25 protein-coding genes are annotated in these 21,610 nt (G+C 66.6%); 13 read left to right on the top strand and 12 right to left on the bottom strand.

The annotated features are described in order from the left end of the window. Positions 1 to 17: 17 nt before the first annotated feature. Entirely contained in the window at positions 18 to 461 is a 444-nt protein-coding gene (locus tag G3O06_RS26075; RefSeq protein ID WP_205817950.1) for a GNAT family N-acetyltransferase, read from the bottom strand. A 203-nt stretch (positions 462 to 664) separates the two neighbouring features. Between G3O06_RS26075 and G3O06_RS26070 the strand changes: the two genes are divergently transcribed. Both G3O06_RS26070 and G3O06_RS26065 read left to right on the top strand, forming a co-directional pair. Next, the gene (locus tag G3O06_RS26070; RefSeq protein WP_174973657.1) at positions 665 to 1,288 is read left to right on the top strand and encodes an HAD hydrolase-like protein; all 624 of its coding nucleotides are present in this window, start codon (positions 665 to 667) and stop codon (positions 1,286 to 1,288) included. A 394-nt stretch (positions 1,289 to 1,682) separates the two neighbouring features. Further along, the gene (locus G3O06_RS26065) at positions 1,683 to 2,261 is read left to right on the top strand and encodes a DUF4142 domain-containing protein (RefSeq protein WP_205817949.1); all 579 of its coding nucleotides are present in this window, start codon (positions 1,683 to 1,685) and stop codon (positions 2,259 to 2,261) included. 106 nt (positions 2,262 to 2,367) lie between these two features. Here the strand turns inward: G3O06_RS26065 and G3O06_RS26060 are convergent, their stop codons facing one another. Continuing rightward, on the bottom strand, positions 2,368 to 2,967 hold the full coding sequence (locus tag G3O06_RS26060; protein WP_205817948.1) for a GNAT family protein: 600 nt from the start codon (positions 2,965 to 2,967) through the stop codon (positions 2,368 to 2,370). Between the two features lie 55 nt (positions 2,968 to 3,022). After that, positions 3,023 to 3,937, bottom strand: coding sequence for a LysR family transcriptional regulator (locus G3O06_RS26055; RefSeq protein WP_174973663.1), 915 nt, complete (start codon positions 3,935 to 3,937; stop codon positions 3,023 to 3,025). Positions 3,938 to 4,046: 109 nt separating this feature from the next. On the opposite strand from G3O06_RS26055, the gene lysA reads away from it, so the two are divergent. From lysA to G3O06_RS26025, 6 genes are all read left to right on the top strand, one after another. Beyond that, complete coding sequence (gene lysA / locus G3O06_RS26050; protein WP_175000722.1) at positions 4,047 to 5,285, top strand: diaminopimelate decarboxylase; 1,239 nt, start codon at positions 4,047 to 4,049, stop codon at positions 5,283 to 5,285. 590 nt (positions 5,286 to 5,875) lie between these two features. After that, positions 5,876 to 6,676, top strand: a complete 801-nt coding sequence (locus G3O06_RS26045; RefSeq protein WP_174915088.1) for a transporter substrate-binding domain-containing protein — start codon at positions 5,876 to 5,878, stop codon at positions 6,674 to 6,676. A 75-nt stretch (positions 6,677 to 6,751) separates the two neighbouring features. Then, positions 6,752 to 7,411, top strand: a complete 660-nt coding sequence (locus G3O06_RS26040) for an amino acid ABC transporter permease (RefSeq protein WP_011354443.1) — start codon at positions 6,752 to 6,754, stop codon at positions 7,409 to 7,411. Between the two features lie 43 nt (positions 7,412 to 7,454). Beyond that, positions 7,455 to 8,180, top strand: a complete 726-nt coding sequence (locus G3O06_RS26035; RefSeq protein ID WP_174981403.1) for an amino acid ABC transporter ATP-binding protein — start codon at positions 7,455 to 7,457, stop codon at positions 8,178 to 8,180. Between the two features lie 50 nt (positions 8,181 to 8,230). Beyond that, positions 8,231 to 9,412: a cystathionine beta-lyase gene (gene metC / locus G3O06_RS26030; RefSeq protein ID WP_205817947.1), complete on the top strand. Its 1,182-nt coding sequence runs from the start codon at positions 8,231 to 8,233 to the stop codon at positions 9,410 to 9,412. Between the two features lie 69 nt (positions 9,413 to 9,481). Continuing rightward, a complete protein-coding gene (locus tag G3O06_RS26025; RefSeq protein ID WP_205817946.1) occupies positions 9,482 to 9,826 on the top strand; it encodes a DUF3088 domain-containing protein in 345 nt (114 codons plus the stop codon). 79 nt (positions 9,827 to 9,905) lie between these two features. Here G3O06_RS26025 and G3O06_RS26020 read toward each other — a convergent pair whose 3' ends face one another. Then, positions 9,906 to 10,607: a YafY family protein gene (locus G3O06_RS26020; protein ID WP_205817945.1), complete on the bottom strand. Its 702-nt coding sequence runs from the start codon at positions 10,605 to 10,607 to the stop codon at positions 9,906 to 9,908. A gap of 77 nt (positions 10,608 to 10,684) precedes the next feature. Here G3O06_RS26020 and G3O06_RS26015 point away from each other — a divergent pair, with 77 nt between their 5' ends. Then, the gene (locus tag G3O06_RS26015) at positions 10,685 to 11,053 is read left to right on the top strand and encodes a VOC family protein (RefSeq protein ID WP_174980776.1); all 369 of its coding nucleotides are present in this window, start codon (positions 10,685 to 10,687) and stop codon (positions 11,051 to 11,053) included. Positions 11,054 to 11,110: 57 nt separating this feature from the next. Here the strand turns inward: G3O06_RS26015 and G3O06_RS26010 are convergent, their stop codons facing one another. Beyond that, positions 11,111 to 11,998, bottom strand: a complete 888-nt coding sequence (locus G3O06_RS26010; protein WP_174915092.1) for a DMT family transporter — start codon at positions 11,996 to 11,998, stop codon at positions 11,111 to 11,113. 126 nt (positions 11,999 to 12,124) lie between these two features. On the opposite strand from G3O06_RS26010, the gene G3O06_RS26005 reads away from it, so the two are divergent. Continuing rightward, a complete protein-coding gene (locus G3O06_RS26005) occupies positions 12,125 to 13,585 on the top strand; it encodes a PLP-dependent aminotransferase family protein (RefSeq protein WP_205817944.1) in 1,461 nt (486 codons plus the stop codon). A gap of 48 nt (positions 13,586 to 13,633) precedes the next feature. Here G3O06_RS26005 and G3O06_RS26000 read toward each other — a convergent pair whose 3' ends face one another. Further along, positions 13,634 to 15,067, bottom strand: coding sequence for a nicotinate phosphoribosyltransferase (locus tag G3O06_RS26000; RefSeq protein ID WP_175000727.1), 1,434 nt, complete (start codon positions 15,065 to 15,067; stop codon positions 13,634 to 13,636). A 74-nt stretch (positions 15,068 to 15,141) separates the two neighbouring features. Further along, complete coding sequence (locus G3O06_RS25995) at positions 15,142 to 16,182, bottom strand: bifunctional nicotinamide-nucleotide adenylyltransferase/Nudix hydroxylase (protein WP_046548352.1); 1,041 nt, start codon at positions 16,180 to 16,182, stop codon at positions 15,142 to 15,144. A 181-nt stretch (positions 16,183 to 16,363) separates the two neighbouring features. Here G3O06_RS25995 and G3O06_RS25990 point away from each other — a divergent pair, with 181 nt between their 5' ends. The 3 genes from G3O06_RS25990 to G3O06_RS25980 all read left to right on the top strand — a co-directional run bounded on the left by G3O06_RS25990 (position 16,364) and on the right by G3O06_RS25980 (position 18,828). Then, positions 16,364 to 16,816, top strand: a complete 453-nt coding sequence (locus G3O06_RS25990) for an SRPBCC family protein (RefSeq protein WP_174915098.1) — start codon at positions 16,364 to 16,366, stop codon at positions 16,814 to 16,816. A 214-nt stretch (positions 16,817 to 17,030) separates the two neighbouring features. Further along, on the top strand, positions 17,031 to 17,918 hold the full coding sequence (locus G3O06_RS25985; protein WP_205817943.1) for a DUF4261 domain-containing protein: 888 nt from the start codon (positions 17,031 to 17,033) through the stop codon (positions 17,916 to 17,918). Between the two features lie 31 nt (positions 17,919 to 17,949). Further along, on the top strand, positions 17,950 to 18,828 hold the full coding sequence (locus tag G3O06_RS25980) for a lysozyme inhibitor LprI family protein (RefSeq protein ID WP_205817942.1): 879 nt from the start codon (positions 17,950 to 17,952) through the stop codon (positions 18,826 to 18,828). Between the two features lie 76 nt (positions 18,829 to 18,904). Here the strand turns inward: G3O06_RS25980 and G3O06_RS25975 are convergent, their stop codons facing one another. The 5 genes from G3O06_RS25975 to G3O06_RS25955 all read right to left on the bottom strand — a co-directional run. Continuing rightward, positions 18,905 to 19,300, bottom strand: coding sequence for a hypothetical protein (locus G3O06_RS25975; RefSeq protein WP_205817941.1), 396 nt, complete (start codon positions 19,298 to 19,300; stop codon positions 18,905 to 18,907). Between the two features lie 26 nt (positions 19,301 to 19,326). Beyond that, positions 19,327 to 19,710: an adenosylmethionine decarboxylase gene (speD, locus tag G3O06_RS25970; RefSeq protein ID WP_205817940.1), complete on the bottom strand. Its 384-nt coding sequence runs from the start codon at positions 19,708 to 19,710 to the stop codon at positions 19,327 to 19,329. After that, complete coding sequence (locus G3O06_RS25965; RefSeq protein WP_174973619.1) at positions 19,707 to 19,856, bottom strand: hypothetical protein; 150 nt, start codon at positions 19,854 to 19,856, stop codon at positions 19,707 to 19,709. The genes speD and G3O06_RS25965 overlap by 4 nt, the downstream gene beginning before the upstream one ends. Beyond that, positions 19,853 to 21,370 carry a DUF4178 domain-containing protein gene (locus G3O06_RS25960; protein WP_174973687.1) on the bottom strand — a complete coding sequence of 506 codons (1,518 nt, stop codon included), beginning with the start codon at positions 21,368 to 21,370 and terminating at the stop codon, positions 19,853 to 19,855. The genes G3O06_RS25965 and G3O06_RS25960 overlap by 4 nt, the downstream gene beginning before the upstream one ends. 9 nt (positions 21,371 to 21,379) lie before the next feature. Next, on the bottom strand, positions 21,380 to 21,610 hold a 231-nt coding region (locus G3O06_RS25955; RefSeq protein WP_205817939.1), incomplete at its 5' end, for an SHOCT domain-containing protein.

Here is a 21,610-nt window from a genome sequence, read left to right as displayed (position 1 = left end):
ATGCGCTGCGCCACGCGTCAGCGTTTCGCGTAGATGTCCGGGCGGCGGATCTCCATCACCCGCTCGGGATTCGCCGACGGCCCGAAGCCGACCGGCCGATACAGCTCGTGCGCATCGGACGTCACGAGCATGATGCGACGCAGGCCCTGCACCATCTCCTGCGCGAACACGTGGTCGATCAGCGCGCGGCCGTAGCCGTTGCCGCGTTCGGCCGGCAGCACGAACACGTCGCACAGGTACGCGAACGTCGCGTGATCGGTCACGAGCCGCGCGAAACCGACGAGCCGGTCGCCCACGTAGGCGCCGAAGCATAGCGAGCCCTCGATCGCACGTTCGACCACGTCGCGCGGAATGCCCAGTGACCAGTACGCATCGCGATGCAGGAAGTCGAAGATCGCGTCGACGTCGAGTTCGCGCTTGTCGGTGGAAAATCTCAGCGTGGCGGGGGTGGCAGCAGGCACGTCGGTCTCCGGTTGGGGGCGTGGAAGGCGAAATGGTGACGATACCGCGCGGCGCGAGGGGCTACAAGCGGCGCCGCTCATCCGGAAGAGGCGAATAAGCTGCTCGACTATCTCGCGTCGCCGCAGGCGCAACCGGTCGCGCGGGCGACGGAGCTCGATTCGGTGACAATGTCACCTGCCCAATCAACCCGCCACGCCGCGCCATGACCTTCCGCCTCATCGCATTCGACTTCGACGGCACGCTCGCCGATTCGCTCGACAGCTTTCTCGCGGCACTGTCGGAAGCGTCGCGCATGCACGGCTTTCGCGATGCCACGCCCGAACTGCGCCCGGCGCTGCGCGGCATGTCGGCGCGCGACATCATTCGCGCGCTCGACGTGCCGATGTGGAAAGTGCCGCGCGTGACGATCGACATGCGTCGCCTGATGCAGCCGCGTGTCGCGCAAGTGGCATTGTTCCCCGGCGTCGACGAAACGTTCGACGCGCTCGTCGCGCGCGGCATCCGCATCGCGATCGCCACTTCGAATACCGAGGAGATCGTGCGCGACCGGCTCGGCCCGCACGCCAGCAGCCGTGTCGAACATTTCGCGTGCGGCATTCCGTTGTTCGGCAAGGCACGTCGCCTGCGCGCGCTCGTTCATGAGGCCGGCGTGCACAACGACGAAGTGCTGTATGTCGGCGATGAAATCCGCGACGCCGACGCGGCACGGCGTGCGCGCATCGCATTCCAGGGCGTCGCGTGGGGCTACACCGCGCCGGACGCGTTGCAGGCACATTGCACGACGCCATTGCTGCCCCGTCTCGACGCATTGCTCGATCGCGTGTGACGCATTCGAGCGCTGCGCGCATCGGTTTCGACCCATCACTCGATGCGCACGTCTTCGCACGACACGGCAGCACGACGATGAAAAACAGATGACACCCACCTGCATCTCGCCCGCGACGTGCGCGCAAAAATTGCCACCATCGCGCACGCAACAGGTACGCACTACCTGTCGCCACGCTGGCTCATCGATTCGTCTTACCAACCGTTACACAAACCACAGCGCGGTTGCACCTGCTACCGGATCGCTCTCCTAGAATCAGTCGGGCCGGGAAACACTTCGACCGGCGCCGCGGCAGAGCGGCGGTCGAATCCGGCCCGGGCGCGCCCGGTCTCTCGCACAGCGACGGATCACGTGATCCGTTTTTCAACCAGAGCCCCGATCGAAAGGAGGTCCCATGAACCGCTTTCCCCACATCTCGCGCCTTGCTTTGTCTGCCGCTGGCCTGCTTCTCGTCGCCGTGACGGCGACTGCGCAAACCGCACAACCGGCACCGGCCGCACCGAACGCACCGGCGGCTGCCGCAACGCGTATCCACGAAGCCGATCAAGCATTCATCACGGACGGCACGAAGACCGTGTCGACGCAGCACGACGCGGCGCGCATCGCCGATTCGCGCACGTCGGACAGCCAGGTCAAGGCGTTCGCGCAACGCGTGTCGACCGACGATGAAAAGATCATCCAGGCGATGCGCGCAGCGAGCCCGCGCGGCGTCGACGTGCCGGCCAACGACCCCGACACGGCCGTGCTGGGCAGCATCAAGAACCTGCGCGGCGCCGAGTTCGACAAGGCGTATATCGAGCAGGTCGCGCTTGCCGGCCAGCAGAAGGCCATCTCGGCATTCCAGGCCGAAATCGCGTCGGGCCGCGACACGAAGCTGAAGGAAGTCGCACGCCAGTCGCTGCCGATCCTGCAGAAGCACTACACCGACGCGCAGAAGCTCGCGGAACGCCACCACCTCGCATCGGCGCAGTAACGCGCCGCAGTGCCGCGCTTCGCGCGCGGCGCACTGCTTCCCCTGTCGTCGCGTCGCCGCTCCCCGTCCGGCGGCGCGACGCACATCAAACATCACGCGTCACACGTCACGTCGCGAGCTTCGCCAACAGCCGCGCACGCACTTCCGGCCATTCGTCATCGATGATGCTGAAGCGCACCGAATTGCGCTTGCGGCCATCCGGCATGATCCGTTCGTGCCGCACGATACCTTCCTGCTTCGCACCGAGCCGCAGGATCGCCGCGCGCGATTTCTCGTTCAGCTCGTCGGTCGTGAACTGCACGCGCACGCATTGCAGCTCGTCGAATGCGTAACCCAGCAGCAGCCATTTCGCCTCGGTATTCGCGCGCGTGCGCTGCGCCGATTCGCTCAGCCACGTATGGCCGATCTCGAGCTTGCGGTTCTTGTGATCGATCTTCCAGAAACGCGTGCTGCCGATCACGCGGCCCGATGCGCGATCGACGATCGTGAACGGCATCACGGTGCCGGCCGAACGCCCTTGCAATGCGGTATCGATATAAGCGTCGATCGTGTCCGGGCCCGGTACGACCGTGACCTTCAGGTTCCACAACTGGCCGTCGGCGGCAGCGTCCAGCAGCGCCTGCCGGTCGGATCGGTCGAGCGGCCTCAGTTCGACGCGTTCGCCAGTGAGAATCGGTGGTTCGAGGGAAGCAGAAACATCGGTCATGAGGGGTTCCGGAAAGAGACGACGATGACGGCGAAACGCCCATCATACGGCCGCGTCAGCCGAGGAGCGCGCCCAACCGGCGGCGGATCGCCTTCGCCTCGCTGCGCAGCGCGTCGGCGAACGCATCGACGAGCAGGTTCTTCGGCCGGTGCTCGGGCACGATCACGCTGACCCGGTACGGAAACGACCGCGTGAGCGGCCGCACGTGCAGGTCGCGCCCGACGAAATCGAGCGCGGTCAGCGGATTGACGATTGCCGCGCCGAGCCCCTGCCGCACGAATGCGCACACCGACACGGCGGACGGTGTCTCGACGACCGAGCGCGGCGCCACGCCGAGCTGCGCGAATGCCTCGTCGATCAGGATGCGGTACGGATCGTTCAGCGACAGGCTCACGAACGGGCGATCGGCGAGATCCAGCAGATCGATCGCATCCTGCGCCAGCAGCGGATGACCGTCGGGCAGCACACACACTTCGTCGAACTCGAACAGCGGCGTGAGCACAGTGCCGGCCGGCGCGACGTCGCGCTCGGTCAGCCCGAGGTCGTAACGCTGCGCGGTCAGCCATTCCTCGAGCACCGGCGACTCCTGCGTCGCAACCGACACGCTGGCGCCCGCGTGCTTCTCGTTAAACCGCCGGCACGCGCCGGGCAGGATCGCGTGCGAGAACGCCGGCAGCGCGATCACCGACAACTGACCGTCGCGAAACTCGCGCAGGCGCGCGGCCGTCGCCGCGACGCGTTCAAGCCCCACATACGCGAGCCGCACGTCGTCGAACAGCGTGAGCGCGGCCATCGTCGGCCGCAGCCGGCCATGCGCACGCTCGAACAGCGCGAAGCCGACGACCTGCTCCATCCGCGCGAGCTCGCGGCTGATCGTCGGTTGCGACGTATAGAGCATCTCGGCCGCGCGCGTCGTGCTGCCGGTGACCATCAGCGCGCGAAAGACCTCGATATGGCGGTGCGTGAGCATGATCTTCTATATCAGATATGAATCGAATGTCGATAAACAGGCATTTTACTGTATAGCCGATCAGGTGCATCATCCACGTTATCCGTTCATTCGCCTCGATTCATCTGCCATGTCCCTCGATTCCCGCCAGCTCGCGACGCTCGCGCAGCAATACGGCACCCCGCTGTGGGTGTACGACGCCGACGTCATCCGTGACCGCATCGCCCAACTGCGTCAGTTCGACGTGATCCGCTATGCGCAGAAGGCGAACTCGAACATCCATATCCTGAAGCTGATGCGCGAGGAAGGCGCATGCGTCGATGCGGTGTCGCTCGGTGAGATCGAGCGCAGCCTCGCGGCCGGGTTCAGCCCCGCCGGCGAACCGGAAGGCGTCGTGTTCACGGCCGACCTGATCGACCGCCCGACGCTCGCGGCCGTGCTGAAGCACGGCGTGACCGTGAACGCCGGTTCGCTCGACATGCTCGCGCGCATCGGCGAGCACGCGCCCGGCCACCGCGTGTGGCTGCGCGTCAACCCCGGTTTCGGCCACGGCCACAGCAACAAGACCAACACCGGCGGCCCGCAGAGCAAGCACGGCATCTGGATCGACGACGTGCCGCGCGCGATCGAGATCGTGCGTCAGTACGGGCTGAAGCTCGTCGGCATCCACATGCATATCGGTTCGGGCGTCGACTACGGCCACCTGTCGCAGGTGTGCGATGCGATGGTCGATCTCGTCACGTCGCTCGGCCACGACATCGACGCGATCTCGGCCGGCGGCGGCCTGTCGATCCCGTATCGCGACGGCGAGCCGCGCGTCGACGTCGGTCACTACTTCAGCCAGTGGGACGCCGCGCGCAAGCGGATCGAACGCCATCTCGGCCACCCGGTGCGCATCGAGATCGAACCGGGCCGCTTTCTCGTCGCCGAAGCCGGCACGCTCGTCACCGAAGTGCAGGCCGTCAACCGCCGGCCGAAGCACGATTTCGTGCTGATCGACGCGGGCTTCAACGACCTGATGCGCCCGTCGATGTACGGCAGCTACCACGCGGTGTCGGTACACACGCACGATGGTGCGCTGCCTGCCGGCCGGCCGCTCGTCGATCTCGCAATCGCGGGGCCGCTGTGCGAATCGGGTGACGTGTTCACGCAGGACGCGGGCGGCGTGGTCACGCACCGCAAGCTGGCGCAGCCGCAAATCGGCGACCTGCTGTTCCTGCACGACGCGGGCGCGTACGGCGCATCGATGTCATCGAACTACAACAGCCGCCCGCTCGCGCCGGAAGTGCTCGTCGATCGCGGCGCGCCGCGGCTGATCCGCCGCCGGCAGACGATCGACGAACTGCTCGCGCTCGAAACGTTCGAGTAACGCGCATCCCGCGTGACGATGGCCAACGGCCAGGCTTGCCGCTAACGGCAGCCTGGCCGTTCTGCTTTTCGGCGTACGGCCGGATCGCAGCCTGGAGCAACCTTCCGCCCGTACCGTAGCACCTGATCCCTCTCACCGCGCGCAACCGCAGCAGATCGCATGCGCCACCTCTCTCACGCAGAGAAAAACATTCCACGTCGCGTGAAAAGTGCACGCATCTTTGGAAACACATTCCCTTTTGACAAAACTAAGATTGCCCTCAGTCGCACCGCATTCCTGTCGCCGGATACGCATCGACGATGCGTCCGGTCCACAACACTCGCAATGCTGCACGGGCAATCATGAATCGCACGCTTGAACGCTTCGCAGCGCACGCCGGCCTTCGCTGCCGCTCGCGCGCCTGCCTCATCCATCCGTACGCGCGCCGGTCCTCCATCGCCCACGAACGCATGCCGTAACGCACGGCATCGCGCACGGCGGACAGCAACGCTCGCCGCCTCACGCCTCATCGACTTCCCGCTCACGGCGACACCGCCCGTCGCCGCGGCGTCGCACACCCTGAATTTTCGACAACAACCACGGAGACAACCATGAAGCACTTCACCCCGACGTTCAAGCAAGGCATCGCGGCCGCCCTCCTCTGCATCGCGACCGCGACATCGCACGCGGCTGACCTGCTCGACACCGTCAAGCAGGCCGGTGTGCTGAAGATCGCGCTGGAAGGCACCTACCCGCCGTTCGACTACCGCAATGCCGACGGCCAGCTCGAAGGCTTCGACGTCGACGTCGCGAAGGCGGTTGCCGCTCGCCTCGGCGTGAAGCCGCAGTTCGTGACGACCGAATGGAGCGGGATTCTTGCCGGCCTGCAGGCCGGCAAGTTCGACGTGATCGTCAACCAGGTCGCGATCACGCCGTCGCGCCAGCAGGCGCTCGACTTCAGCGTGCCGTACGTGTATTCGTCCGCCCAACTGCTGCAACGGCAAAACGATGCGCGCGCATTCAAGTCGCTCGACGAACTGAAGGGCAAGAAGGTCGGCGTGACGATGGGCAGCAACTACGTCGATCTGGTCAAGACCGTGCCCGCGATCGACCTGCAGGTCTACCCCGGTACGCCGGAGAACCTGCGTGACCTGGCGGCCGGCCGGATCGACGCGGCGGTCAACGATCGCCTGATGCTCAGCTACCTGATCAAGAACTCGCACCTGCCGCTGCGCCCGGGCTCCGTGCTCGCGGGCGGCGAAGACCGGATGGGTATCCCGTTCCGCAAGGGCAATCCGAAATTCGCGAAGGCGATCGACGACGCAGTGGCATCGCTGCAGCAGGACGGCACGATGAAGAAGATCTCGATGCAGTGGTTCGGCGCGGACACGACCAAGCCGGTGACGCAATAACGCAGCCCGCCCCGCGCCCGCGCGCATGAATGCACGAACGCGCGGGCCGTCCGGCACACAATCAGGAGACACGCAATGGAAGCACTCCAACTGGTCGTACATACGCTGCCCGTGATGGTCAAGGGTGCCATGCTCACGCTGAAGTTTGCCGTCGCGTCGATGGCGTTGGGGCTCGTCGTCGGGCTCGTGATCGCGATCATGCGCATCGGCAGCAACCGGCTAGCCGCAAGCCTCGCGCAAGGCTACGTCAGCCTGATGCGCGGCACGCCGCTGCTCGTGCAGATGTTCGTCGTCTATTACGGGCTGCCCGACCTCGGCATCACGCTCGATCCCACGACGGCCGGCATCTTCACGCTGACGCTCAACGCAGGCGCCTATCTGTCGGAGAGCATGCGCGGCGCGATTCTCGGCATCGGCCGCGGGCAATGGGCGGCCGCACACAGTCTCGGTCTCACGCACGTGCAGACGCTGCGCTACGTCGTCTGTCCGCAAGCGCTGCGTCTCGCGGTGCCGAGTCTCGGCAACACGCTGATCAGCCTGATCAAGGACACGTCGCTGGTCTCCGTGATCACCGTCACCGAATTGCTGCGCTCGACGCAGGAGGTGATCGCAGCGACGTTCCAGCCGCTGCCGCTCTATCTCGCCGCCGCCGCGATCTACTGGGTGCTGAGCACGCTGCTCACGCGGCTGCAGGGTCGCGTCGAGACGCGCCTCGCGCTGCCGTCCACGCATTGAACACGCACCCGGCATTCACATGAACTCCATCGACGGACAGAACATGATTACGCTCGACAACGTATCGAAATGGTATGGCAAGCACCAGGTGCTCTCGGCATGCAGCGCGGCAGTCTCGAAGGGCGAGGTGGTCGTCGTGTGCGGGCCGTCGGGCTCCGGAAAATCGACGCTGATCAAGACGATCAACGGTCTCGAACCGTTCCAGAAAGGCAGCATCACCGTCGACGGCACGCGGCTCGGCGATCCCGCCGCGAAGCTTGCGCAATTACGCGCCCGGGTCGGCATGGTGTTTCAGCACTTCGAACTGTTTCCGCACCTGTCGATCACTGAAAACCTGACACTCGCGCAGGTCAAGGTGCTCGGCCGCCGCAAGGACGAGGCCGTCGAGAACGGCATGAAGCTGCTCGATCGCGTCGGCCTGAAGGCGCACGCGCACAAGTATCCGGGGCAGTTGTCCGGCGGGCAGCAGCAGCGCGTCGCGATCGCACGCGCACTGTCGATGAACCCAGTCGCGATGCTGTTCGACGAACCGACCTCCGCGCTCGATCCTGAGATGATCAACGAAGTGCTCGACGTGATGGTCGAGCTCGCGCGCGACGGCATGACGATGGTCTGCGTGACGCATGAAATGGGCTTTGCGCGGAAGGTCGCGCATCGCGTGATCTTCATGGACCAGGGCGCGGTGGTCGAGGACGCGGCCAGCGACCGGTTCTTCGCGGCGCCGCGCTCCGAACGCGCGCGCGACTTCCTCGACAAGATCCTGCATTGACCGCGCGACGACTGCCCCGCTTCGATTGATCGACACTCAAAGGAGACATCTTGAACCACCTGCATTCGACCGACACCGTTCTCGCCCATGAAGGCCGCTCGCACGGCCAGCCCGGTTCGCCCGTGAACCCGCCCGTCTACCGGCAGTCGACGCTGCTCTTTCATGGTACCGACGCGCTCGACGCCGTACGCGGCACGCCACTCGCATACGGGCGCCACGGCAGCCCGACCACGCGCGCGCTCGAGAAAGCGCTCGCGCGGCTCGAAGGCGCGCACGCCGCCCTGCTGACACCGAGCGGCCTTAGCGCCATCACGACCGCACTGCTCGCGGTGCTGAATCCGGGCGACCATCTGCTGATGGCCGACTCCGTGTACGACCCGACCCGTTCGTTTTGCGACGAAACGCTGGCGCGCCTCGGTATCGCAACGACTTACTACGATCCGACGATCGGCGCGGACATCGCGTCGCTGATGCGGCCGAACACGCGTGCGGTATTCGCCGAATCGCCGGGCTCGCTCACCTTCGAGGTACAGGATATTCCGGCCATCAGCCGCGTCGCGCACCGGCACGGCGCGGTCGTGCTGCTCGACAACACGTGGGGCACGCCGCTGAATTTCCGCTCGTTCTCGCATGGCGTCGATGTATCGATTCACGCCGCGACCAAATACATCGCCGGACACTCCGACGTGCTGATGGGAGCGATCCTGACGACCGAGGCGCTCGCGCCGAAAGTCACCCGCTTCTACCGGCAACTCGGGATGACCGTCAGCGGCGACGACGCCTATCTCGCGCTGCGCGGCCTGCGCACGCTGTCGGTCCGGCTCGAACGGCACCAGCGTAACGCGCATGCGCTGATCGAATGGCTCGCGCAACAGCCGGAAGTCGCGCAAATCCTGTATCCGGCAAGGCACGGCGATCCGGGCCACACGCTGTGGCAGCGCGATTTCACCGGCGCATGCGGGCTATTCGGCATGGTGCTGCATCCGCAGCCCGACGATGCGGTGCGTGCGCTGCTCGACGGACTGACGTGCTTCGGCATGGGATATAGCTGGGGTGGCTTCGAAAGCCTGATCATTCCGTCGAACCCGTCGCGCCATCGCACCGCCACGCAATGGGCCGCGGCCGGCCCGCTGCTGCGGATTCACGCGGGGCTCGAGCATCCCGACGACATGATCGCCGACCTCGCCGCCGGTTTCGCACGGATGCGCGCCGCCGCGCTCGCGGAAGCCTGACGTCCGGCGATGTAGCACCACCGCATCACGTTTTATTCACCGGTTTCCCCAACCCTTAGCGAGACCATCATGAAAGACAAGCTTTTCATTCTCCGTCCCAATTTCTTCAAGGAGTCCGAAGGTCCGTTCTACTGCGGCGATTCGGTTTCCGTCGAGGGACTGCTGAGCTTCTATCCGCGATTGCGCGACGCCGTCGACGTCGAATACATCGACGCACCGCGGCCGCGCCAGCCGATCGTCGTGCTGATCGGCGCGGACAACCAGTCGGCGCCGGTACTCGTGCTCGGCGACGGACAGACGCCGAACGACGGCACACTCGCAATTCGCGAGCACGACGGCCGGCGCTTCATCGATTCGCCGGCCGATATCCGGCGGTATCTGTCTTCGCAGTACGGGGTGGCGCACGTCGCGTAAGCACGCAGGCGGGTGCCGTCGCCTGACGGCATGGAACGGGACGCGCGACGCGCGGCCCGTTCGTCGCACTGCCCGCACACTACCTCACCGTCACGCGCACATCGGCGCCCGCTGCGCGCCACGCCTTCAGCAAGGCCGCGCGCCGCCGCGGGTAACGCGTATCCAGCGGTTCCAGCGCGACGATGCGATCCGTCCGGAAATGCCGGAAATCGTTCCGGCCTTCGCACCACGCCGCCAGGATCCGTACATCATTGAAGTAACCGAGCGCGAACGGCCACACGATCCGTTCGTCGGGCGTTTTCCGGCCTTCGCTCGCGTAGCGGATCCCGAGCTTGCTTTCGGTACGGATCGCCGCGCGCACGACACCCATGTCGACCATTTCCCGATCCACGATCGTGCGCGGGCCGACGAGCAGCGTCGTGCATTCCATCTCGCGGCGCAGCTCGGCCGGCAACACTGCTGAAATCTTCGCGAGTGCATCGGCAGCAGCCGTCGTGAGCTGTGCATCCGCAAACTTCCCGACCCAGCGAAAGCCGAGCATCAGCGCTTCCAGTTCCGTCTGCGAGAACATCAGCGGCGGCAGCATGAACCCGGCACGCAGCACATAGCCGACACCGGGCTCGCCGTCGATATCCGCCCCCTGCGCCTGCAGCGACGCGATATCGCGATAGACCGTCCGGAGGCTGATGCCGAGTTCCCCGGCCAGCACGCGGCCGCTCACCGGGCGGCGGTGGCGCCGCAGCACCTGCAGCAGCGAGAGCAATCGTTCGGCACGCGTCATCGTTCCATGCTGCCACTTTCTGGCAGCATCCATTCATAGAATGGGACGCATCTTAATCGATCCCAGGACGGCTCAGCATGACTTCCCCGAATCTCGTTCTTCTGTATGTCGAGGACCCGGCGCGCAGCGCGCAGTTCTACGAGCGCCTGTTCGGACGCCCGCCCGTCGCCGCGTTTCCCACCTATGCGGCATTCACGTTCGACAACGGGCTGCATCTGGGCCTGTGGTCGACCAGCGCGCGCGATTTCGTGTCGGGCGGCGCCGGCCACCGTTCGGAGCTGGCATTCATGGTCGACGACGACCGCGAAGTCCGGCGCCTGTACGAGGCGTGGAAGGCACTCGGCGTGCCGTTCGAGCAGGCGCCCATGACGGCCGTGTTCGGGCTGACGTTCGTCGCGCTCGACCCGGACGGCCACCGCTTGCGCGTGTGCACGCCGGACGACTGAGCGCGAGCGGGCGCGCCTTCGACGGGTCGTGCCCGCACACGCGTTCAGGCGTGCGCGTCAGCCCGCGCGCTGCACGGGCGCCATCTTCGAGAAATACTTCGCGCCCGCCACGCAGCCGACCACAACGACCGTCACGACGACCATCGACGGCGGCACCGTCTCGTGCAGCAGCCCGGCCGCCAGCAGCAGGCCGAAGAACGGCTGCAGCAACTGCAACTGGCCGACGCCTGCGATCCCGCCGAGCGCGAGCCCGCGATACCAGAACACGAAGCCGATCAGCATGCTGAACAGCGATACGTACGCGAGCCCCCACAACGCGGCGGCATCGACGCCGTCGAACGACGCGGGCCATGTGAGCCACGTGAGCGGCAGCATCAGCGGCAGCGACAGCACGAGCGCCCACGAGATCACCTGCCACCCGCCGAGCTGGCGCGACAGGCGTGCGCCTTCCGCATAGCCCAGCCCGCACGCGACGATCGCGGCCAGCATCAGCGCATCGCCCACCACCGACGCCTGGCCGCCGTTACGCAGCGCAAACGCGGCCACCGCACCACTGCCGACGATCGAGAAGATCCAGAACGGCAGCTGCGGCCGTTCGCCGCCGCGCCACACGCCGAACAATGCGGTCGCGAGCGGCAGCAGCCCGACGAACACGATCGCGTGCGCGGAGGTCACGTGCTTCAGCGCGAGCGCCGTCAGCAGCGGAAAACCGACCACGACCCCGAGCGCGACGATCGCCAGCGACACGGCTTCGGCACGCGTCGGCCGGCGCTGCTTCAGCACGACGAGCAGCAGCAGGCCGAGCGCGCCGGCGATCGTCGCGCGCGCGAATGTGAGGAACAGCGGGTCGAGCCCCTGCACCGCGATACGCGTCGCGGGCAGCGAGCCACTGAAGATGATCACGCCCAGCAAGCCGCTGAGCCATCCGTCGGTCGTCTTTTGCACGGGAAATCCTGAACGGAGAATAGGGATCACCGATGATCCGCCGCCCGTGAAAAGCGCGTAAGCTACAGCCCAATACAATTCGGACAAACTGTACTGGACAACCGGCCGTACAGTTCATTCTTCGTCATGAGCCAGGCCACCCCGCTTCCCGTTCCGCCCACCCCGTCGCGCACGCGCGTGGAAACCGTGATGGATACGTTGCGCGCACGGATCGCGAGCCGTGCGCTGATGCCCGGCGCGCGCGTGCCCTCGATCCGGATGATGGCGGACGGGCTGGGCGTGTCGAAATCGACCGTCGTCGATGCATACGAGCGGCTCGCGAGCGAAGGCGTGCTCGTCGCGCGGCGCGGCTCGGGGTTCTATGTGTCGGGGCACGCGCCGCCGCTCGCGCTCGCCGATCTCGGCCCGCGCCTCGATCGCGGGCTCGACCCGCTGTGGCTGTCGCGCCAGTCGCTCGAGGCCGCGCCGACGTCCGTGAAGCCCGGGTGCGGATGGCTACCGCCGTCGTGGCTGCCGGACGAGAGCCTGCGCCGCGCGCTGCGCGCCGCGTCGCGCGACGAATCCGACGCACTGACCGACTACGCAACGCCGCTCGGCCTGCCCGCGATGCGCCAGCAGCTCGCATGGCGGCTCGCGCAACACGGCGTCCAGGCCGAACCCGCGCAGATCATGCTGACCGACGGCGGCTCGCACGCACTCGATCTCGTCTGCCGCCTGCTGCTGGAGCCGGGCGACACGGTCGTGCTCGACGATCCGTGCTACTTCAACTTCCAGGCGCTGCTGCGCGCGCACCGTGCGCGGATCGTCAGCGTCCCGTATACGCCGAACGGCCCCGATCTCGCACGCTTCGAGCAGGTGCTCGCCGAGCACCGGCCGCGCCTGTACATCACCAACGCGGCGCTGCACAACCCGACCGGCGCGACACTCTCGGCACCCGTCGCGCACCGGCTGCTGACGCTCGCGGCCGAGCATGGCCTGCTGATCGTCGAGGACGACATCTTCGCGGATTTCGAGAGCACGCCCGCGCCGCGTCTCGCGGCCTTCGACGGGTTGTCGCGCGTCGTGTCGATCGGCAGCTTCTCGAAGACACTGTCGGCCGCGATCCGCTGCGGCTATGTCGCCGCGCGCCCGGAATGGATCGAGGCACTCGTCGACCTGAAGCTCGCGACGTCGTTCGGCCATGCGCAGATCGGCGCGAACGTCGTACACCGGCTGCTCGTCGACGGCACGTACCGTCGCCACGTCGACAGCCTGCGCACGCGCCTCGCGGACGCGATGGGCGAAACGCTCCGACGTCTCACACGCGCCGGGCTGCGGATCTGGACGGAGCCGCGCGGCGGCCTGCTCGTGTGGGCGGAATTGCCCGACGGGCTCGACGCCGCGCGTGTCGCGCGCCAAGCGCTGGACCACGATGTGGTGCTCGCGCCCGGCAACGTGTTCAGCGCGTCGCACAGCGCGACGTCGTACCTGCGTTTCAACGTGTCGCGCTGCAAGGGGCCGGCGGTGTTCGATGCGCTGGCGCGGGCGATGGAGGCGGTGCGGGTGGACGAACGCGGCAGCGTGCCGGTGGAGGCGAACGACCGGTAAATGCTCGAAGCGGACAGCGGGGGAGGTTTGATGCCTCCCCCGCCCACTTCACACCTCCCCCGCGTGCGCCCTCGCCCGCACTTCCGCAAACGACGTATCGACGAGCAACCGCCCCGTATCGAACACCGTTACCAGCGCTTCCTCCCATTCGCCTTCCAGCATCCGGTCGTCCCACGCGGCGGGCAGCGTCGTCGTCCGATACTCACCGGTGCGGAAACTGCGCAGCAGCGTGAGCCGTCCCTTCTTCGAGCGCTTGCCCTGGTCGGTGACCGGATCCTTGCGGACGTCGTGCCACACGCCGCCGCGCCGGATCGCCGAGCACTTCATCGCGAAGCGCTGCGTATCGCGGTTCACCTGCTGCAGCAGCGCGCCGCCCATGCCGAACACGACGTTGCCGGCCGCATAACCCGCGTCGTCCAGCGCGGAAAGAATCGCATCGATCGACAGCTCGTCGACACCATCGCCCTGAATCACCCTCACGCGATTCAGCACGCGCCGCCCCTTGCCGTTCACGGTCGAGCCGAACGATTCGTCGAGCGCACGCACGGTCTGCAGCACGATCGCCACGGGGTCGCCCGAATCGGGACGCACGACCAGTGTCGCGCCCGAATCGAGCACGGCCTGCCGAAGCTCGCCGCCCCACAGATCGAGCGCGGCGAACAGATCGTAGGAGTCCGACACGACCGACACGATCGCACCAGGCAGGCCAAATCGGCGAATCATGTTCCGGTACGCATCGGCTTCGTGTTCGCGGCCCCACGACGTGATCGTGCTGTGCTCGGCCGCCGGCACCGAGTACGCGGCCATCGGCTCGCGATAGAAGCGGTTCGCGGCCAGCACGCCGAGCACCGTGTCCGAACCCATGAAGTTCACGAGGTGCGCCGCGCCGCCGATCGCGGCCGACTCCGCGCTCGATACGCCGCGCGCGCCGAAGTCGTGCAGCTTGAACGGCAGTTGCGCGAGATCGTCGTCGGTCTTTTCGAGGAAGCGGCGGATCGTCTGCCGCAGGTGCCAGCTGCGCGTCGCGACCGTCACCGGATACCACACGCGCAGCAACATCGTCTCGAGATACGACGCGAGCCAGAACACCTGCGGGTCGTCGCATTCGACCGTCATCAGCACGTTGTGCACCGGTACGACCGAGCCCTCGGGCACCGCGCGGATCTTCACCGGCAGGTAGCCGTCGTAGCGTTCGACGATGTATCGCCACCCCGCTTCGTTGAACGGCTCGCCGTGCACCGTGAAGAAATCGCGCGCTTCGTCGATCATCGCGTGCGTGATCGGCTTGCACAGATACTCCTTCAGCAGCATCTGCAGGCCGAAGAACACCGTGCGGTCGTAGCGGCCGCCGCGCGATTCGACGTACGAGAACATCGCCGACGCGTCGGGCGGATATTGCAGGAAGTGGGAAGCCTTGTACGAATCCGTGTTGAGAATCGGATTGGCGAGAACCGCGGCAAAGCCGCCGAGATCGTCTTGCATGGCTAGAGCTCCTCTAGGCCGTTGAAGTGCCGCCGCGTCTGTCGCGGCGGACCGAAGTGCGGGGAATCAGCGGATCACAGCTTCCCCAGGAAGTGATACGCGATGTCGAAGTGATCCTCGAACATCACGCTGCGCATCTGCGCAAATTCGTTCAGCGGCACCCAGCGCGCCTTGTCGGCGTCGTCGCTGCCCTTCACGCGCGGCAGCTCGCCGGTCGGGAAGTTGAACAGGCACGCGTGCGTGATCGTGCGGCCGCGCAGCGAACGCGTCGGGTGATCGAACACCTGGCGATCCTTGATCGAGCCGCGCAGCACGGGCTCCGGCAGCTTCAGGCCGGTCTCCTCGCGCAGTTCGCGGATACAGGCCGCGTCGAGCCGCTCGTCCTGGTTCACGAACCCGCCCGGCAGCGCCCACAGGCCGCGGCCCGGCTCGCTGCGGCGGCGCACGAGCAGGATATGGCCCGAGTGCACGACCACCGCGTCGACCGTCACGAACGTGACGGGATACGGCGCGGCCGCCCACGCCTTGCGATACCCGGCGATGAATTCGGCTTCCGACTTCAGCTGCGCGAATTCCGGCTGTGTGCGGAAACGCTCGAGCCAGCCGAACACGGGTTCCGGCACGGCCCACTGCACGAAGCTGTTGGTGCGTTCGGCGAAATACTGGTCGCGGATTTCAGTGGCGGAAATGTCTTCCGTCGCGTCGACGTCGACGAGCTCCCATTGCGGGAACATCCGCAGGTAATACGAAGTGGCGTCCTTTTCGTGGCCGATCAGCCCGACCTTGCGCTGTGCAATATCGCCGAGTGCAGACGCGACGGCGTCCTGCACCCAGCGCACCCAGTCGCCGTCGTTGTAGGTCGAATCCTGCAACGGCGCGACCGTGACGCGGTCGCGCTCGGACGCGTCGAGCAGCGAAGCCAGCATCTGGCGGCGCTCGTCGAACGAGAACGGATCCTTGATGGTGCGGGGCTTGTCGGTCGATCCGATCAGCACGCACACGCGCTCGGCCCGGCTCAGTGCCGACTTCAGCACGTTCAGGTGACCACGATGCGGAGGCTGGAAACGACCAATGAAAACGAGCGCGTCGAAGCGCCGGTTCTGTTGCGTACTCATGAGGCTCCCTCAAGAGATTGAAACGCTTCGGGTCTTTCCCGAAGGGTTGCAGTGAATCCTAGGGGAAATCCCGGGGTGCGTCAATCGAGCCCATCCTCGACTTGACCAAGTCTGAAGAAATGCGCGGCATTGGCGGGTTACACTCGATTCCATCCCAATCCGCGCCATCGCGCCCGCCATCATGAGGATCTCAGTCAGCCGGACCGTCGGCGTCGATCGCAGACGCCTCTTCACGTGGTCGCAGGATTACGCGCGGCGGCTCGTGTGGGACAGCTTCCTCACCGACGCCTATCTGCTCGACGGCATGACGGCCGACGTCGGCGTCGATGCGTTCTGCCGCAGCCAGTCGGGCGCGACGATGGTGTCGCGCTATATCTCGTACCGTCCACCGCAGGTCGCCGCCGTCGAAATGGTCGACGGGCCGAAAGTGCTCGAGCGCTTCAGCGGCAGCTGGAACTTCACCGAGCACACGCCCGGCACGACCGAGGTGAAATTCACGTACCACTTCCGCGTTCAGCCGGCCTGGCTGCGCTGGCTGCTCGAACCGCTGATCGGCGCGTTCTATCTCGTGCAGACGCGCCGGCGTCTCGATTCGTTCAAGCGCTGGGCCGAAGCCGAAGCGCTGCCGCGCTGACCGGCGGCCACGGGCTGCACGGCCCGGCTTGTCCACACCACCTCCTCCCGAAAGTGTTCGAACGCGCCATTGCCGCGCCGTCGGGCCTTCACCGCGCATTTGCCAGATTCGTCGAACCCGGGGAAACTACGGGCGGCCGTCACCCTGACGGCAAGCCCCGACCGAGAGAACGGGGCACACGTCCCTGAAACGGCTTCGACACGAACACAATCCGATGAGCCTGATATCCCGATTCTTTGGCCGCAAGGAAGAACCCGAAAACCCCGTCGCGCTGGTCGCGGCACCCGACGTCGAGAATCCGCTGAGCGTGGCGGTCGTCTTCGACGGCCCGCTGCAGGTCGATATCGCCGCGCTGACGGCCGCACTGCGCGCGTACCACCCGAGCATGAAGCAGGCGCGCGTCGAAACCGAGCCGACGCTGGAGCAGGTATTCGGGCTCGCCGGCTGGGGCAACCACGTCGTCCGGCTCGTCGGCTTCGACGCGCCCTATCCGTCCGAGGCACTGGAAGTGTGTGTCGCGCCGGCCCACTACGGGCAGGACCTGAAGCAGCAGGTGCGCGCAAGCCGCAGCCACGTGATCCTCTACTACGCCGGACACGAAGCGAATCCGCTCGACCAGTATGTCGCACTGGCGGCCGTCGCCGGCGCGCTGGCCGAACAGAACGGCCTCGCGGTGTTGAACGAGCATGCGCACACGTCGCTGCCGGCCGGCGTCTTCAATGCGAAGGAACTCGGCGAGGAAAGCCTCGAAGTGCTCCGGGATATCCCGCTGAACCTGTTCTTCTGCGGCTTCGTGAAATACGAAGTCGAAGGCGTCGACGGCGTGTGGATGCGCACCTATGGCGCCGACGTGTTCGGCCTGCCCGATTTCGCCGCGCTCGCGGAAGGTCATCACGAGGGCGAACGCTATTCGGGCATCTTCAACAACGTGATGCATTACCTGCTGGAAAGCGGCGCGCGCATGCATGCGGGCGAAACGATGCAGATCGGCGCGGAAACCTTCATGAAGCTGCGTGAACCGCTCGAGCACGAGTACTACCTGCAGGGGCCGGCACCGGTACTGGTGGCCGAGCTGATCTCGGCGGACCAGATCAATCGCTGATTTCACGTCGTTGTATCTTGCAGCACGGCGCATGGGTTCAACGCTTCGCGAACCGCGTGCGCCGCTGTGTCACCTGACGGCGGCGCGACGGCCGCCGCTCGAACCCCATCAGGAGCGATCCGTGTTCGGCATCCGCGTTGGTCTCATGCTGGCCGCCATCGGCCTCTCGTTGCCGGCGCACGCCGACAGCATCGACTGCTCGCGCGCGAAGACGCGCACCGATCGCCTGATTTGCAGCGACAAGGCGCTCGTGTCGGCTGACAGCACACTGGCAGGCGCCTACTACAACGCGATCGACATTGCGGCCGACCAGCAGGCCGTGGTCCGGTCGCAACGCGCATGGCTCGCGCAACGCGATGCGTGCGCCGATGCAGCGTGCATCGCCACCGCTTACCGCGACCGTACCGCAGCGCTGAAGCAAGTGAAACACGCAGGCTGGAAAACCTATCGCGACCCGGCGCTCGGCATCTCGTTCGAGTACCTCGGGAACCGCCAGATCAAGAAGCCGTGCCCTGAAATCGGCGGCGACCGCTGCGTCGCGGTCGTCGGCCGCAACATGACGAACAGCAGCTATTTCATCGCGTTCGAGATCGTCGACGGCGCGCTCGAACCCGTTGCGGAAAAGGAAGCCGGTTTCGAGCCGCAGGATGACGGCAAATGGATGTCGACGTACGGTCGCGGCACGCCGCAAGAGGTCGAACGCTTCTCCGGCGCCGGCTGGCGCGGCATGCGAGCGACGATCACGTGCGGCATCAGCGATCCGGAAACCGGCTTTCACGCGGCCGGCGGCGAATGCTACTGGGCGGTGCTGAGCAACGGCAAGCGCGCGGCCGTCGCGAATACGCAGGGTATCGTCGGCACTGACGACGCGACGCTGCACAGCGTGTCATCGTTCCGGTTCGAGCGTTAGCGGGCGTCGCGCGACGCGCGTCCGCCCGGGCAGGAATCGACGGGCCGGCGCCGTCACGGGGCGCGATGGCGACGCACTAACGCGCACCGTCCCCGCGCAACGGGAACGTTTCCGCCCCCGCATCGCGGCGCAGCGTGACCTCCGTACCGGTCAGCCATCCTGACGATTTCAGGATCGGGCGCGCGATCACGTACAGACGGTCGGCGCTCGTACCATAGAAGTACAGATAACCGTCGTTGCCGTCGCGATGCAGCTCGGTCTCGCCCAGTTCACCGGCCCCTGCCTGTTTCACCGCGCGATCCAGCCGCTGCTCCAGCGCATGAAGGCGCGCCTTGTCCTTCTCGTAGTAATCGAAGTGAACCATCACGACCGGCCCGACCGGCCCGGGCGGCTTCGGCGGCACATCTGCGGCAGCGTTGCCGGCGAGCAGCGCCGCGCCGAGCAATGCGGCGAATCGGATTCTGTTACGCATATCGGTAAAGAAAGTGAATTACCCGCTCACGTCGCCGCGCCGCCGCGCGCAACCTGCTGCCGGACTTGCGCCTGCGTGCCGAGCGCCGCGGCGATCGCATCGACCGCATCGGCCGCACACGCCGCGCCGCACATGAACGCGTCGACGGCCGCGAAGCGATGCTCGGGCCACGTGTGGATCGTGATGTGCGATTCGGCCAGCAGCACGACACCCGTCACGCCATGCTCGCCGCCGAAATGATGGAAATGCGCGCCGATCACGCGCGCGCCCGCCTTTTGTGCCGCTTCGGTGAGAAGCGCCTCGAGCCGCGCCGCATCGCGCAGCAGCGCCGCGTCGATGCCGACCAGATCGGCCAGCACGTGCGAACCGAACGTCGCGCGCGGTGGCGCGATCCCGTCGCGCGCGGTCATTTGTGCGACCCGTACGACGAGTAGCCGCTGCGAGCCGACGAACTGCCCCAGCCGCTGCCGCCCGACCCGCTGCCGCCGATCGATGCGCAGCTGAACAGCGTGACGACGATCAGGCCGTAGATGCCGTAGAGGATGAACCGGATCACGCGTTGCCCCCGTCCGACGCAAAGCTCTTCCACAGCCATTCAGGCAGCCATAGCACCAGCAGGCCGACCAACACGTAGACGGAGCGGCCGCTGAACGAGAACAGCGAGCCCATGTTCAGGATCACGAGCAACGCGCTGAACACGAGCGGCAGCGGCGCGAAACTGTGCGGGCCTTTCCGGCCGAACAGGCCCGTCGACGCAGTGGCGCCCGTAGCCGCCGCAGCCGCGGCGGTCGCGAGCGCCGGCGTGCCGAAGCGTTCGGCAAGCGTACTGCCCGACAGCGGCCGCGCGCGCGACCAGACGATCTCCGCGTCGCTGCGCTCGCGCGTCAGCTTGTCCTTCTGCCAGCCGTAGTCGATGATCGACGTGCGATCGCCGACCTGCACGCGCCAGTTGAACGCACCGACCACATAGACGACCTCCGAGTCGTATTCCTCGCGCAGGCGGTAGGTCTTGTCGCCGTCGGTCACGTCGGACTCGCTGCCGATCGTCGGCCATTGGTCGAGCACCTGCACGCGCTCCCAGCGCCCTTCGCTCTGCACGAGCCACAGGAACCCGCGCTTCGGGTTCAGCAGCAGGTATTCGTCCCACGTCTCTTCGTCGCCCGGCACACGGCAACGCATCATCCCGATCACCGTGTACTTCACGCCGTCGAACGTGCCGATCGCGCCGAGCTCCAGCGCACCCTTCACCGCCTCGAGCTTGCGCTGCGCCGCGAACACGGTCTGCTGCTCGGCCGTGCACTGCACGCCCGCATGGCAACTGCCGCACACCACGTAGTCGGCCACGTTCGGCGCATACGACAGCGGCGCGCCGCAGCTTGGGCACGCGAACGGCACCATCTCCGAGCCGCGCTTCTCGCGCGTATCGTTTTCGGTATCGCGCAGCCCGGTGAACGCGAGCGCATCAAACGCCAGCGCTTCGCCCGTATAGACGGCCGGGCTCCCGCCGTTCGCATCGGCGTCGGAATAGTCGTACGTCGCGAATGCATTGCCGGTGCGCAGGTCGACGACGCGCGCCTCCCAGCCGGCATCGACGCGAAACGGCAATTCGCCGTCGCCGCCCGTGCAGCGCGCGGTGCGCACGTCGGACACGAGAAACGCGCGGCCGCCGTGGTCGATCCGCATGCCCGGTTCCAGCGTGCCGAACGCGGGCCACGCGCCGCCAGACGCATCGTCGGGCTCGCGCACGGTGATCGCATACTGGCCCGATGCATCCGACAGCCAGCCGAACGTGCCGTCGTCGAACACGACGTACCACTCGCTCCACGCGCCGGCGTCGTAGGTCATCTGGATGCGCCCGAGCACCGTGAACGCGCGCTTGTCGTAGCGCCCCGCCGTGCCGATCTGGATCGGCGTCGCATCGTCGAGCACCGTGGCCAGTTCGCCGATACGTTCGACGTCGGACCCGCGCTTGAACAGCGTGCTGCGGCAGAACGCGCAGACGGCCATCACCGCCGCCGCCGAGCGAAACTCGACCGGCGCGCCGCACTGGGGGCACGAGGTACTGAACATGCGCGACGCTTACCGGGTGAGCTTCGCGAGGATCTCGGCCTTCGCGCGCGAATATTCGTCTTCGGTCACGAGGCCCTTGTCGAACAGCGCCTTCAACTGTTCGAGCCGCTGCACGTAATCGGTGCCTTCCGCCGGTGCGGCAGGCTGCGCGGCGGCCACCGGCGCCGCAGCGGGCGCGGGCGGGGCGGCCGGCAGAGCGGAAGGGCGCGGTGTGGGGGAAGAGTGGGAGCTATCGGGTAT

It is taken from the genome of Burkholderia sp. Ac-20345 (genome assembly GCF_017104825.1).
Lineage (GTDB): Bacteria > Pseudomonadota > Gammaproteobacteria > Burkholderiales > Burkholderiaceae > Burkholderia > Burkholderia lata_B.
This window is presented reverse-complemented; position numbering and strand designations above follow the sequence as displayed.

What these genes read in the sequence shown, in the direction of transcription:
- G3O06_RS26070 (WP_174973657.1), top strand. Translation starts at nt 665, where the DNA reads ATGACCTTCCGCCTCATCGCATTCGACTTCGACGGCACGCTCGCCGAT.
- G3O06_RS26065 (WP_205817949.1), top strand. Translation starts at nt 1,683, where the DNA reads ATGAACCGCTTTCCCCACATCTCGCGCCTTGCTTTGTCTGCCGCTGGC.
- G3O06_RS26060 (WP_205817948.1), bottom strand. Translation starts at nt 2,967, where the DNA reads ATGACCGATGTTTCTGCTTCCCTCGAACCACCGATTCTCACTGGCGAA.
- G3O06_RS26055 (WP_174973663.1), bottom strand. Translation starts at nt 3,937, where the DNA reads ATGCTCACGCACCGCCATATCGAGGTCTTTCGCGCGCTGATGGTCACC.
- lysA (WP_175000722.1), top strand. Translation starts at nt 4,047, where the DNA reads ATGTCCCTCGATTCCCGCCAGCTCGCGACGCTCGCGCAGCAATACGGC.
- G3O06_RS26045 (WP_174915088.1), top strand. Translation starts at nt 5,876, where the DNA reads ATGAAGCACTTCACCCCGACGTTCAAGCAAGGCATCGCGGCCGCCCTC.
- G3O06_RS26040 (WP_011354443.1), top strand. Translation starts at nt 6,752, where the DNA reads ATGGAAGCACTCCAACTGGTCGTACATACGCTGCCCGTGATGGTCAAG.
- G3O06_RS26035 (WP_174981403.1), top strand. Translation starts at nt 7,455, where the DNA reads ATGATTACGCTCGACAACGTATCGAAATGGTATGGCAAGCACCAGGTG.
- G3O06_RS26025 (WP_205817946.1), top strand. Translation starts at nt 9,482, where the DNA reads ATGAAAGACAAGCTTTTCATTCTCCGTCCCAATTTCTTCAAGGAGTCC.
- G3O06_RS26020 (WP_205817945.1), bottom strand. Translation starts at nt 10,607, where the DNA reads ATGACGCGTGCCGAACGATTGCTCTCGCTGCTGCAGGTGCTGCGGCGC.
- G3O06_RS26015 (WP_174980776.1), top strand. Translation starts at nt 10,685, where the DNA reads ATGACTTCCCCGAATCTCGTTCTTCTGTATGTCGAGGACCCGGCGCGC.
- G3O06_RS26005 (WP_205817944.1), top strand. Translation starts at nt 12,125, where the DNA reads ATGAGCCAGGCCACCCCGCTTCCCGTTCCGCCCACCCCGTCGCGCACG.
- G3O06_RS26000 (WP_175000727.1), bottom strand. Translation starts at nt 15,067, where the DNA reads ATGCAAGACGATCTCGGCGGCTTTGCCGCGGTTCTCGCCAATCCGATT.
- G3O06_RS25995 (WP_046548352.1), bottom strand. Translation starts at nt 16,182, where the DNA reads ATGAGTACGCAACAGAACCGGCGCTTCGACGCGCTCGTTTTCATTGGT.
- G3O06_RS25990 (WP_174915098.1), top strand. Translation starts at nt 16,364, where the DNA reads ATGAGGATCTCAGTCAGCCGGACCGTCGGCGTCGATCGCAGACGCCTC.
- G3O06_RS25985 (WP_205817943.1), top strand. Translation starts at nt 17,031, where the DNA reads ATGAGCCTGATATCCCGATTCTTTGGCCGCAAGGAAGAACCCGAAAAC.
- G3O06_RS25980 (WP_205817942.1), top strand. Translation starts at nt 17,950, where the DNA reads ATGGGTTCAACGCTTCGCGAACCGCGTGCGCCGCTGTGTCACCTGACG.
- G3O06_RS25975 (WP_205817941.1), bottom strand. Translation starts at nt 19,300, where the DNA reads ATGCGTAACAGAATCCGATTCGCCGCATTGCTCGGCGCGGCGCTGCTC.
- speD (WP_205817940.1), bottom strand. Translation starts at nt 19,710, where the DNA reads ATGACCGCGCGCGACGGGATCGCGCCACCGCGCGCGACGTTCGGTTCG.
- G3O06_RS25960 (WP_174973687.1), bottom strand. Translation starts at nt 21,370, where the DNA reads ATGTTCAGTACCTCGTGCCCCCAGTGCGGCGCGCCGGTCGAGTTTCGC.